The following is an 11,956-nucleotide window of genomic DNA, read 5'->3' as shown; positions in this document are numbered from 1 at the left end:
CATCATGACTAAACGTCCATGATGCTCATAAAAAATATATCATATGCACATCTAGTTATCTATACCAATTTGTCCACATTCATTTGAATTCCGCTCTTTACTCTTTTTGCGTAAAATGTGGTAAGCTATTGAATAGAATGAAGTTATAGAAAGCGGGAATGAACAGTGATTGTCAAACATGATCATGAGTTAGAAGCCTTAAAAAAAGTCGGCCGAATTGTCGCTTTGGCAAGAGAAGAAATGAAAAGCCAAGCGAAACCAGGCATGTCTACAAAAGAACTAGATTTGATTGGAAAAAAAATATTAGAAGAGCATGGGGCGAATTCAGCACCCGAAAAGGAATATGACTTCCCTGGGACGACTTGTATCAGCGTGAACGATGAAGTTGCTCACGGTATTCCAAGTGAAAAAACCATTTTACAAGAGGGTGACCTCATCAATATTGATATTTCAGCAGAGCTGGACGGCTATTATTCCGATACCGGTATTTCATTCGTATTAGGTACAGGTGATGCTCGTCTTGAAGCATTATGCCAGTGTGCAGAGGATGCATTCCTTGAAGGATTAAAGCATGCAAAAGCCGGTAAAAGACAAAACCAAATTGGCCGTGCGGTCTACAATACAGCAAAAGAACAAGGATTTACTGTCATTAAAAACCTGACAGGACATGGCATTGGGAAAAGTCTACATGAAGCACCTAACCATATTTTAAACTATTATGATCCTTTCGATAATGCTTTGTTTAAGAATGGCACCGTGATCGCCTTCGAACCTTTTATTTCAACAAATGCTGAATCGATTTATCAAACTGATGACGGCTGGACATTTAAAACACCAGATAAAAGCCTCGTCGCACAGATTGAACATACCATTGTCATCACAAAAGACGAACCGATTATATTAACGAAGCTATAAGCCAGCTGATCCCCTTCTTCATTGGAGGGGATCTTTTCGTTTCCCTTTCACGAATCTGTCACGACTAAACAAAAATGCCTGTGGTAAAATAGGCAAAGATATGCGAAAGGGGTCTTATTTGATATGTGGTTCATCATCATCGGCGTTATCTTTTTGATTGAAAGTATTATCTTAACGGTTGTAGGTATTAAGAAAAAACAATCCATGATGACTTATCTTGGTATTGTCATCATGATTATGACGGTCGGCATGATCATCGTTACCCTCAACCCGCCAAATTCATAAATGATTATTTCCAGCATATACATGGATCATAGGAAGATAGAATCAGTTTTCATTTATTCATACCTGCACACTTTTCACGTCCTTTTTTGTGATGTTACAATGCAGGCAGTTTCAATTGAAAGGAGTTTTCTATCATGCATTATGGTAGCAAAGGCTGGTATGTCGAAGAATTAAAGAAGCTTGGTGTGACCAAGCATGAAGGAAGAAAGCTTCAAAGCTTAAAAACATATTTCCTTGCAAATCTTCTTGAGCAAAAGAAACCTAGCTCATAAGCGCTTAAAAGCCGTACATCTCTTATGCTGATGTACGGCTTTTTTTAAATGGGCTGAATTCGTTTTTCTAAAGACTTCCTCACGACATCTGCTAAGGCATCTACTTTAAGAACGGCTTTTAGCCTCTCTGGACTTGTTTGACGATATTTGACCTCGTTCACTTCATGGACTGTAATGTGATGAGATGCTTTTTCTACTAATACTAGAGAAGCATCAGCAGGCACTAAGCCTTCTTTCAGCACTCGTAAATAAAAACCGGTATACCCCGTTTGTTGCACTTCTTTTACAAGCTTCATGTTACCATGCTTAAAAGATAGTTTCACACACGGCTGTCTTGGCTGGCTCACTTCAACAAGTGCTTCTCCAAGCTGAAATACATCGCCAATCCGCACTTCTGTTTCAACTAGTTGGTGCACGGTTACATTCTCGCCGAAGGCAGCTTCCTGTAACGGAACCCCTAAAAACTGCTCAAAATAAGCATAATGATCGTATGGAAAGACGCAGACGGCTTTATCATATCCTCCATGATGAACCAAATCACCTTGACCATCTCCCTCAAAATTGACCTTACTCAAATAGACAGGCTCATGAATTCGCTTTTTGTTGATGGCTGTTTTGATTTCTTTTCCGTTTGCATAGGTCGTGATGGGTTGTCCTACTTGAATTCCTACTATGTCGTATCTCTTCTGTCCCACGTTGACCATCTCCTTTGGTTGTCTCATGGCTATTATTTTACATCGTTAGACAATGAAATCATAGTCGATGCGTGAAGGTCAGTTACATGCTATGGTACGATGAGAAAAAAGGAGAGATGACATTGATTCATTATCATGCCATTGTCACAGGACGGGTGCAGGGAGTCGGTTTTCGCTATTTTGTACAAGGAGAAGCCGTCAATCGCGGGATGAAAGGCTGGGTACGCAACACAGATGAAGGGCATGTTGAGTTAAAGGTAGAGGGTGAGCAGCAGGAAGTGCTTGATTTCTTAAAGACTGTCCGGAAAGGAAGCCCTTTTTCAAAGGTCACAGATATACAGATGGAGCCGCTCACTGAGTTCGCTCATTATCAGGATTTTCGCATAAGGTAATAAAAGAGCTAGGCTTTTCTCAGATTGTTGACAAAGGGCTAAAATGATGTTTATTTTAGCTCTTTGTCTTCTTTTCAGCGTGATAGAAAACCTTTGCAGCCCTAGGAAGGACAGCTACTTTTGCGGAGCGAATTTGTGATTCGTGAGCACCAGCGCACAGGACTGCGGGCGAATGCGAGGGTTTGGCTACACGCTGAAACCTAGCTCTCGCTAGGCTTTTTCTGTTCCATGATAGGGCTTTTCCTGATAAAAATAATTCGGCTTCAGAGTGGTATTGTCGTAATGCTTGTGGAAGATGTGGGTAGCAGCTGGTGATACCGGCGGAATCAACCAAGTCCAGTCCCCAGTCAGCTTGCGGTCAGCCTTTTCTTCCTGCTTTTCAAATTGTTTAAATTGATGTGCTGCTGTATGGTGATCAACAATGGTCACCCCTGCTTCTCGGTAAGAATGAAGAACCGCCACATTCAACTCAACAATGGCTTTGTCCTTCCAAAGCGACGCATTCTTTGTCGTGTCCAGTCCTAAAATCGAAGCGACTTTTTTCAGCATATTGTAGCGATTCTCATCGGCTAGGTTACGTGCGCCAATTTCTGTGCCCATATACCAGCCATTGAACGGTGCTGCATTGTAATGAATACCACCAATCTCCAATTTCATATCAGCAATAATCGGTACCGCATACCATTTCAGTCCTAAATCACGAAATCCTTCATACTCAGGATGGATGATCTCGACTTCTTGGACGATTTCTTTCGGAAGCTCATACAGAACGGGCGGCTGATCCTTTAGCTGAAACATGAGAGGCAGAATATCAAAGTGCGTGCCCTCCCCTTTCCAGCCATGGGCTTCACACAACTTAGTTAATTCAAGAGAAGCCTCGTCGCCGATGATGCCATACTCCGTCTCATAGCCTGCATAACGAACGAGCTGATGATTATAAATGACGACTTCCTTTTGCGAATGATTTTCTGGAGGAAAGATCGTAATGGATGGTTTGATTTTCCCATCATTTGTCGCATACTCAATATGATGAAAGAGTGCCTCTTTCACCTCTTCTTCTGTCTTCACGTGACGGCAGTCGTGAACATGCAGGGTTGACCAAAATAAACGGCCAATGCAGCGGTTGCTGTTGCGCCATGCCATTTTCGCCCCGTGCGCCAATTCCTCTTGTGTGTGAGTATACGTCCCTTTAGAGTTAATTTCTTGTTTTATTTCATGCAGACGTGCTGCTTTCTCTTCATTTGACTTGCCCAATTCTTCATAGCATACAGAAATAAAAGCTTCTGCTTCATTCCACAACGCTTCTTGATTACTCAAACATACTCGCCTCACTTTAATACGAATATATCCATTGTAGCGGTTTCTATTTATAAATTCACTAGTTTCAAACCATTTTTTATCATATCATCCGACCATTGTCCTTAGAGCGTGGATGAATCAATCCGTTTAAGGGTTTGCTCGAGCCAGCGGACATAGCCTTTTTCTCTTTCAATTGCCCTTGTCAGCACTAAGTAATGCCCAAATTGCGCTGAATGAAGCGATTCAGCCCCACGATCTTCCTCTATTAACGCGTGCAGCTTCTGCTTTAGCATGTCTACTTTCTTCGTGCGCTCTAGCAGTTGATGTGTAAACAGATCAGCCGCTTCTTTTTTGTCCATGGAGGAGATGAAAAATGTTTTGAGCATGAATTCATCCTTTGTTGTTTCTGGGATCGGGTCTTTTGTCCTTAACCACTGATGCAATGCCGCTTGCCCTGCCTCTGTGATTTGATAAACCTTCTTCTCTAGCTTCTTTCCTTGTATACGAACATCAAATTCAATAAACCCTTCTTCTGTGAGCCGTTTTAGCTCAGGGTAAATTTGGCTATGCTTCGCGCTCCAAAACTGTCCAAGGGATCCCTTAAAATGTTTGGTGATATCGTATCCAGTCAGCTCACACTGATCTAGTAAACCAAGAATGGCATATTTCAAAACTCTCATGATGTGCCTCCAACGTTTATTCTTTGACAATATTATACCACAGGCTTTAAAATAAACATGTAAATCACGACATGTTTGAAACAACATCATTCTAATGAAAGAAGGAATAAACATGGATCAATTCGTTGGACTTCATATGATTTATACGTATGAAAATGGCTGGGAATATGAGATTTACATTAAAAACGATCACACCATTGATTACCGCATTCATAGCGGAATGGTTGGAGGCCGCTGGGTCCGTGATCAAGAAGTGAATATTGTGAAGCTAACAAAAGGCGTTTACAAAGTTTCTTGGACAGAACCAACTGGGACAGACGTCTCTCTGAACTTTATGCCTGAAGAAAAACGCATGCATGGCGTCATCTTCTTCCCAAAATGGGTCCATGAACGTCCAGATATCACAGTTTGCTATCAAAATGACTACATCGATCTCATGAAAGAATCTCGTGAAAAGTACGAAACATATCCGAAATATGTTGTTCCAGAATTTGCGGACATTACGTATATTCATCATGCGGGTGTAAATGACGAAACCATTATCGCCGAAGCGCCATATGAAGGCTTGACTGATGAAATAAGAGCAGGACGAAAATAAAAAAGCAGCACACACTGTGCCGCTTCTAGATTGTGGACAAAGGGCTAAAATGATGTTTATTTTAGCCCTTTGTCTTCTTTTCAGTGTGATAGAAAATCTTTGCAGTATAGGACACGCTGAGGGCTAAATCATTTTAGCCCTTTTTTATTTAATGCCTAACGTCCTTTTAGATAGCAAGAACCGGTACACTGGCAGTTCATCGCCTACTTTTGACGCAATAAATCCAGATGACATGTAGCTGTCTTTTGATTCTGGCTCAAGGGCAAGTGACAACAAATTCGTTTGCGGCTGCGCCGTGAAATATACCTTTGTCCCTTTTGGTAGCTGACGTTTCTTTTGGGTGAGTTCTGTTTCAAGCTGAATATCTGTTTTGCTCTTTTCGTCTCGTTTTGTTACTTGATAGGCTTGTACCGGTACTTTTACACTGGCAGGCAATGTGATACTTTTTAACCCTAAGGTTTGAAGCTTCCGTTCTACCCCTTCATGTCCAGGTAAAACAAGATAAGCTGTCGGTCGTTCTCTCGATATGACAGGAATAGCATCGCTCGCACTGTGAAAGCGTACAGGGACATTGATGGTCTGTCCTTTTTCAATATCTACCATTTCAAGCGAATCATCCACCGGTGCTTTGAAATCATCTTGAATGACCACTTGATCGTCATCATTCGATTGGAGACCTTTTTTCACCAGCTTCAAACGCTCCGTCACCATTTGCTGCTTCACCTGCTTTGCATGTTTCACCGTTGTTTCAATGATTTTTTCATGAGTGGTGACTTGTGCTGCGACGCGGCGGGTAAAGTCCTCTCTTCCAATTCCAATCCCTCTGCTTTCTACAAGAAAGGATAGCGCTGGGGAGAGCGCCAGAGCATTTCGACCAATTCGTGCATCCGTTCCGCCTTCATAGAGATCGATCTTTCCATCCTTTCCTCTTGTGCTTGTATAATATAAATCATTTGAAAATCCTTGATTTGTTAGCGTTTCACGGACGCCGTTCACGTATAATTCATTTGACGTGAGCCGGATGCTTTCTGGAATATTCAAGTTCTTCCCTGATAAGATCAGTAAATCGTGATATTTGAGTGCACCCGCTGATCCGATATCATCAAACTGTTTTTGTCCCACATCGTATTCATGGGCATCAATGACCACTTCTGGTGCATACCGATTAAATTCTTGATGCAGGGCTGTGAGCTCTGGAGATTCTAATGTCATATGATCACGGTTTCCATCCATTCCGTTTGCAAGCCTGCGCTCAAACGCATAAGCACCATCAGGATTGATTCTCGGGACAATGATCATATTCACATGATTGAGTATACGCTCTCCTTCTTCACCAGCTAATCGTTTTGCGATGACGAGAGCAGATTCACCGGAGGCTGGTTCATTTCCGTGTATTTGTGCTTGAAGCCAGATCGTTGGCTTTTTTGAAAGTGGAGAAATATGACGATCCTTTGTAAAGTAGAGGGCTGGAATGGACCGTCCTTCAATGGATGTTCCAATCTGCTTCTGCGTAGCGTAAGGACTTTTGCGGACAATATCACGTAAGAATGGTTGAAGCTCTTCTTGTGTGGTGAAGGCTTCTCCTTTTTTCTGAAATGCGGGGGTATCGAACGTCTCGTCAGGCTCATGGTATAGCTTCTTCACTGAGGCTGGCTGTTCATAACTCTTTCCATAATAAGGGGTATCTGCATGAGCTGAATCTGGACTCACCATCGACAAACTTCCTGCTATGAGGCATACAGCAGCAAAAAGAATCGTGCCTTTTCGTTTGGACATGCTATCCTCTCCCTTCGTTGATTTGCATTATAAAGAAAAAAACAGTAAAAGTATCAGTATTTTTCAAAAATATATCTTTTGGAGGAACAGGCATGTTTTTTGTATAGGGCAAATGAATTGAGCTGCTCGGCAATATGACCTAAAAAAAGTGCCTGCTCACGTAGCAGACACTCTTTTATTTACCAAATGGAAATGGCCCCAATGAGTACCGACATGACCGTCATGGCGACAACTGCAAGCACAGCCCATTTCATGCCAAACTTCTGATGCTGATCCAGTGATACACCAACAAGTCCAACAAGTAAATGAGTGGATGGAACAAGTGGGCTTAACATATGAATCGGCTGGCCAATAATAGAGGCTCTCGCGATTTCAATTTTATCAACACCGTATGCTGCCGCTGTTTCTGATAGGATCGGCAGGACCCCATAAAAGTATGCATCATTCGGCATAAAGAACGTAAATATTCCGCTCGTTAACGCAACAATGACTGGAATAAAGCCGCCAAGCTGCTCTGGAATGGCAGATACAATCGAAATCGCCATTTCATCGACCATTTTTGTGCCTGTTAAGATGCCTGTAAAAACCCCTGCCGCAAATATCATGGAAGCAATCGCTAAAACGTTGGTTGAATGAGCCGCAATCCGCTCACGCTGCTGTTCAAGGTTCGGATAGTTCACGATAATCGCCACACAGAATGCAAGAACAAATAATACCGTTAAGCTGACTTTTCCAGAGACGAGAAGGAGCACCAATAACAACGTAAGCGACAGGTTAAACCACCAAAGTTTCGGTCGCTTGATGTCATCCTGTAGTGCCGCTGCCATTTCATTTGCATGAATCGGCTGTTCGAGCTCAATGACACCAAGACGCTTTCTTTCAGACTTCCCAAGAAAGTATGCCACCACAATCATGCTCAAAACCCCTGCACCAATGACTGGTATCATCGGACCAAATAAAAGTGATGGATCAACGCCAAGTGCACTCGCCGCTCTAGGTGTGGCTCCTCCCCATGGAATCGTATTCATAATCCCCATGCCAACTCCGGCAATCCCCGCTAAAATAATCGGCCGGATGCCAAGCAGCGTAAATAATGGAAGCATCGCTGTTGTTGTAATCATGTACGTTGTTGTCCCATCACCATCAAGTGCAACAAGCATGGTCAGGACAGCTGTTCCGACGACAATTTTTAATGGATCGCCTTTGACAATGTTTAAAATTTTCGCCACCATCGGATCAAATAAACCCGCATCAATCATAATGCCAAAGTACAAAATCGCAAACATGATCATGACCGCTGTCGGTGCGACTTGCTGTACACCTTTGACAATCATGTCTGAAATTTCAGTAAAATGAAAACCTGCAATAAGAGCAAAAGCAATTGGTGTTAATACCAATGCCGTTAAAACAGACATACGTTTCGTCATAATCAAAACCATAAATACAACCATCATAAGAAATCCTAAGATTGCTAGCACTTTGTTCACCCCTTATGTTGTATACGCTTTCATTAAATGCTGGTATCCCATTTCCAACCCTTTCTGTCATGATATCTGACGCCTAAATTGAAGTAAATATTATGAATTTTAATTCTTTTTTGGTCGATAAATGCTTTTTGTTCATTTTGTTCAAACCTTGGTTTTGATGAATTCCATGAAAAAAAGCGATCTCATTCGACCGCTTGTTCCCCTTGGATAAACTGCTCATATCGCCTTAATTGCTCTTCCATAAAGATCTTTGCCTCTTTACTGTTCATATAGCGACCTGTCCAGCCCTTTTGCTTTAATTGTTTTTTCCAGGACTTAGTCTGTGTCATTTTTTGAAGAAGCTGATCCAATTCACGAATCTCGTGCTGATTCATTTGTTTGGGTCCCATGACACCACGCCAATGAGAAAAGATGAGCGGGATTCCTTGCTCTTTCCAAGTAGGCACATCTTCAAATCCCTCTAAACGCTGATTGGTTGTGGTCGCTATGAGTTTTAGCCTCTTCTTTTCATAATCATGACGAACCTCTGTAATCGTTGTTGTTGCTGCATCCACCTCATGGTCAATGAGCGCCTGAAATAAATCATCTGCACTGTCAAACTTCAAAAATTGAATGCGGTATGGATCAATCCCTGCCATTTCTGCCGCTCGTGCGAATGAGATTTGATCATCATTTCCAAAGTCTGGGGCAAATCCAATTTTTAAGGAATCCGGTTTCTTCTTTAGTGTATTTAATAGCTCCTTCCCATTTGAAAAGGGAGAATCCACTGGGACTGCGACGACCTGCCACTCTTCCGCAAGAATCGCAAGTGGCGTGACATCATTCATTGTCATGTTACTGCTACCAAGCAAATTACGGCTTAACAATAAACTTGAATTCAAACTAATATAGTTGGTATCTCGCTCCAGCATATATGTCCATCCTTTATCCACCGTTCCGCCTCTTTGATAAAGGATATTCACCGACCGCTTCACCAGCTTTTCCTTCTCGAGCACTGATTTCATCACTTGAGCTGTTTGGTCAAATCCGCCGTCAGGGACACCAGACACCACGATATATAATGGGCTGTGCTGCAGGAAAGAGTCACCTCCCTTTTTTTCATTAAAGGTGAGCGTCATACAAAGACATATTATGATCACGACAAGGCATATTGCTTTTTTCATCATTTAAGACTCCGCTTGCTTTTTGGCAGGATAATATTTTCGCTCTGGTCTGCCAATGATTCCGTACGCAAGCTCTGCCCGGCATTCTCCTGTTGTCACGAGATACTCAACATATCGTCTCGCTGTTGTACGTGATGCCCCCATCTTTTCTCCTAGTTCTTCTGCTGTAATTCCATTATTCTCTGGTGCCATCAATGTTTTCACCTTGTCCAAAGTCAGCGAATTGATGCCTGTAGGCAGGTCTCTGTCATCCTTTTCCTTCGGCTCTTCTTGCATCTGTCCAAAAAACAAATCAATCATCGTTTGATTGACTTCATCCTTGGAATTGATGATGTCTTTCTTCTCTTTATATTCGGTTAAAACTTGCGCAAACTTTTGTGCGGTCACTGGTTTGATTAAATAATGAACCACTCCGTATTGAAGGGCATCTCTTAAAAGTGTCGTTTCCGTAGCCGCAGTGATAATAATCACATCTATTTCTGGATAGCGTTCTCTTAAAAGCGGCAACAGGTTTGTGCCGAGCTCATCGGGCATATACACATCAAGCAAGATGAGGTCGACTTGTTCCTTTTGAAGCGCATCCCACATATCCTTTGCACTCTTTGCCTTTCCGGCGACTTGAAATCCTTCTATTTGTTGTATATAAGATGCATGAATGGCTGCGATTCGAAAATCATCCTCCGCAATGAGTACCTTCATCACAATCTATTCCCCCTTTGTGCCTTTCGGTATGTATGCAGTGAAGATGGCACCGCCTTCTTTTTGGTTCGTCACTTCAATCCAGCCCCCAAGTTCGTCCAATACTTCTTTCACATTCGCTAGTCCATAGCCTCGCCCTTCTCCCTTTGACGAATGACCCCTTGTAAAAATGTGTGACAATTCCTTATCATTGATGCCATCACCTGAATCAGAAACTTCTATAATAATATCAAATCCAATATCTGTGATAAACAGACCTACTTCTCGCTTCTCTTTGTTTAATACGGCCTCAAAGGCATTGTCTACGAGATTGCCAATAATGGTGATAAAGTGAGATAAACTTAAATGAGCGGGAAGCGGCTCCAATGAACTATTTTCATCAATCTGGAAATGAACCTTTTTCTCAGATGCCTTTCCTAATTTCCCTAGTAAAATAGCTTGAATTTTAGGAGAACGAATTTGCTTCATGAGTAAATCATGCTGACGATTTTGCAGCGTATATTCTTCCTTAATTAAGTCGATCGCTTCATCCACTTGTTTCAGCTCAAGCAAGCCTAAAATGGCGTACAGCTTATTTGAAAACTCATGTGTTTGCGCTCTAAGGTCTTCTGAATATTGGCTTACCTCTGTTAATGTATCCAGCAGCTTCGTCAGCTCTGTTTTCTCCCTGAAGCTCACAATTCCGCCGAACACTCTATTGTCCTGCTTAACTTTTTTCACGTTTAACACAAAGGTTTTATTATTGACGACGATTTCTATGTTAGGCTCAATCGTCTCTACCGTTAAATAGGATAGAAGATTAGCATTTGGCAAGACTTGGTCAATATGAAGGGGTCGCTTTGAAGAAACGCGCAGCATGTGTTCAGCTGACGTATTCATCATCGTCATCGCACCTTTGCGGTCAAACGCAATAATCCCCTCTTTAATAGCGAGCAGCATCGCTTCTCTTTCTCGGTATAATGATGCAATCTCATGTGGTTCAAGCCCCAATGTATCTTTTCGAATACTCCTTGTTAAAAAAATCGCTCCGAATAGGCCAGGCAAGAGCACAAGAAGGGCAATATAACTCAACTTGAATAGTTGATGAGCTGTCGCTTGGTCGATTTCTCTTTTTAAAAATTCGACAGTAACTGTCCCAATAATTTCTTCATGCTGTCCTGTTTCTTTCATAATCGGCGCACTGCCTCTGACAACGGTTTCACCGTCAGAATCACCAGTCGATATGGAGGTTCCTCCAAACAGCAAAGTACTCCTTCCTTCCGATACACTGATGGTTTTACCTACATCCTCATGATTCGTATGAAAAAGGACCTTTCCTTTTTGATTGGTGATGAAGATAGCATGTCCTCTTACTTGCTCCTTCATTTGCTCAAGCACTGCCTGTTCTTCATTTTGGGATGCTGATGTGGCCACCGATGTTTTAATGGGCGGCATATATGAGATTGTTCTAGCGGTTTGCACCGCCAGTTGTTCTGCTTGCCGCTGCCTTTCTGAGGTCTGCAAAAAACCAAAACAAATGGTCAATAACGCAATGACAACAAGCAAAAGCCCGATAATTAATCCCAAAATTTTCGTTTGTAAAGTGACTTTCCTTTTGCCCATCCTCACCGCCACAACCCCTAATTCAATTAGATTCATCGAATAAGCTCTAAGAAAATCATATCATTTTTTCTTGCGAAGTTAAGAGAAAATTCA

13 protein-coding genes are annotated in these 11,956 nt (G+C 42.1%); 5 read left to right on the top strand and 8 right to left on the bottom strand.

Features of this window, described 5'->3' with window-relative positions:
- The first annotated feature begins 165 nt into the window (after positions 1–165).
- The 3 genes from map to NST39_RS04290 all read left to right on the top strand — a co-directional run bounded on the left by map (position 166) and on the right by NST39_RS04290 (position 1,472).
- Complete coding sequence (map, locus tag NST39_RS04300) at positions 166–915, top strand: type I methionyl aminopeptidase (RefSeq protein WP_044139748.1); 750 nt, start codon at positions 166–168, stop codon at positions 913–915.
- A 123-nt stretch (positions 916–1,038) separates the two neighbouring features.
- Complete coding sequence (locus tag NST39_RS04295; protein WP_003214360.1) at positions 1,039–1,200, top strand: hypothetical protein; 162 nt, start codon at positions 1,039–1,041, stop codon at positions 1,198–1,200.
- Positions 1,201–1,334: 134 nt separating this feature from the next.
- Positions 1,335–1,472 carry a YflJ family protein gene (locus NST39_RS04290; RefSeq protein ID WP_003214303.1) on the top strand — a complete coding sequence of 46 codons (138 nt, stop codon included), beginning with the start codon at positions 1,335–1,337 and terminating at the stop codon, positions 1,470–1,472.
- A 44-nt stretch (positions 1,473–1,516) separates the two neighbouring features.
- Here the strand turns inward: NST39_RS04290 and NST39_RS04285 are convergent, their stop codons facing one another.
- The gene (locus tag NST39_RS04285) at positions 1,517–2,167 is read right to left on the bottom strand and encodes an MOSC domain-containing protein (RefSeq protein ID WP_044139749.1); all 651 of its coding nucleotides are present in this window, start codon (positions 2,165–2,167) and stop codon (positions 1,517–1,519) included.
- A 122-nt stretch (positions 2,168–2,289) separates the two neighbouring features.
- Between NST39_RS04285 and NST39_RS04280 the strand changes: the two genes are divergently transcribed.
- The gene (locus NST39_RS04280; RefSeq protein ID WP_044139758.1) at positions 2,290–2,559 is read left to right on the top strand and encodes an acylphosphatase; all 270 of its coding nucleotides are present in this window, start codon (positions 2,290–2,292) and stop codon (positions 2,557–2,559) included.
- A gap of 210 nt (positions 2,560–2,769) precedes the next feature.
- Here NST39_RS04280 and NST39_RS04275 read toward each other — a convergent pair whose 3' ends face one another.
- Both NST39_RS04275 and NST39_RS04270 read right to left on the bottom strand, forming a co-directional pair.
- Positions 2,770–3,876: a nitric oxide synthase oxygenase gene (locus NST39_RS04275; RefSeq protein ID WP_341027252.1), complete on the bottom strand. Its 1,107-nt coding sequence runs from the start codon at positions 3,874–3,876 to the stop codon at positions 2,770–2,772.
- Between the two features lie 104 nt (positions 3,877–3,980).
- Positions 3,981–4,538, bottom strand: a complete 558-nt coding sequence (locus NST39_RS04270) for a PadR family transcriptional regulator (protein ID WP_341027250.1) — start codon at positions 4,536–4,538, stop codon at positions 3,981–3,983.
- Positions 4,539–4,650: 112 nt separating this feature from the next.
- Between NST39_RS04270 and NST39_RS04265 the strand changes: the two genes are divergently transcribed.
- A complete protein-coding gene (locus NST39_RS04265; RefSeq protein WP_025206914.1) occupies positions 4,651–5,136 on the top strand; it encodes a phenolic acid decarboxylase in 486 nt (161 codons plus the stop codon).
- A 144-nt stretch (positions 5,137–5,280) separates the two neighbouring features.
- Here NST39_RS04265 and NST39_RS04260 read toward each other — a convergent pair whose 3' ends face one another.
- From NST39_RS04260 to NST39_RS04240, 5 genes are all read right to left on the bottom strand, one after another.
- A complete protein-coding gene (locus tag NST39_RS04260; RefSeq protein WP_341027247.1) occupies positions 5,281–6,912 on the bottom strand; it encodes a M14 family metallopeptidase in 1,632 nt (543 codons plus the stop codon).
- Positions 6,913–7,091: 179 nt separating this feature from the next.
- A complete protein-coding gene (locus tag NST39_RS04255) occupies positions 7,092–8,390 on the bottom strand; it encodes a citrate:proton symporter (protein WP_111913146.1) in 1,299 nt (432 codons plus the stop codon).
- A gap of 191 nt (positions 8,391–8,581) precedes the next feature.
- On the bottom strand, positions 8,582–9,562 hold the full coding sequence (locus NST39_RS04250) for a tripartite tricarboxylate transporter substrate-binding protein (RefSeq protein ID WP_341027245.1): 981 nt from the start codon (positions 9,560–9,562) through the stop codon (positions 8,582–8,584).
- Between the two features lie 3 nt (positions 9,563–9,565).
- Positions 9,566–10,264, bottom strand: coding sequence for a response regulator (locus tag NST39_RS04245; RefSeq protein ID WP_341027244.1), 699 nt, complete (start codon positions 10,262–10,264; stop codon positions 9,566–9,568).
- A 3-nt stretch (positions 10,265–10,267) separates the two neighbouring features.
- A complete protein-coding gene (locus tag NST39_RS04240) occupies positions 10,268–11,863 on the bottom strand; it encodes a sensor histidine kinase (protein WP_335351824.1) in 1,596 nt (531 codons plus the stop codon).
- Positions 11,864–11,956 lie beyond the last annotated feature (93 nt).

Origin of the sequence: Bacillus sp. FSL W8-0645, assembly GCF_038007905.1 — a bacterium.
Classification (GTDB): domain Bacteria; phylum Bacillota; class Bacilli; order Bacillales; family Bacillaceae; genus Bacillus; species Bacillus pumilus.
Note: the sequence above shows the minus strand (reverse complement) of the source record. Positions and strands in the feature narration are given on the sequence as shown.

Excerpts from the sequence above, each read along its gene's own strand:
- NST39_RS04295 (WP_003214360.1), top strand. The coding sequence starts at position 1,039 with ATGTGGTTCATCATCATCGGCGTTATCTTTTTGATTGAAAGTATTATC.
- NST39_RS04290 (WP_003214303.1), top strand. The coding sequence starts at position 1,335 with ATGCATTATGGTAGCAAAGGCTGGTATGTCGAAGAATTAAAGAAGCTT.
- NST39_RS04270 (WP_341027250.1), bottom strand. The coding sequence starts at position 4,538 with ATGAGAGTTTTGAAATATGCCATTCTTGGTTTACTAGATCAGTGTGAG.
- NST39_RS04265 (WP_025206914.1), top strand. The coding sequence starts at position 4,651 with ATGGATCAATTCGTTGGACTTCATATGATTTATACGTATGAAAATGGC.
- NST39_RS04260 (WP_341027247.1), bottom strand. The coding sequence starts at position 6,912 with ATGTCCAAACGAAAAGGCACGATTCTTTTTGCTGCTGTATGCCTCATA.
- NST39_RS04250 (WP_341027245.1), bottom strand. The coding sequence starts at position 9,562 with ATGAAAAAAGCAATATGCCTTGTCGTGATCATAATATGTCTTTGTATG.
- NST39_RS04240 (WP_335351824.1), bottom strand. The coding sequence starts at position 11,863 with ATGGGCAAAAGGAAAGTCACTTTACAAACGAAAATTTTGGGATTAATT.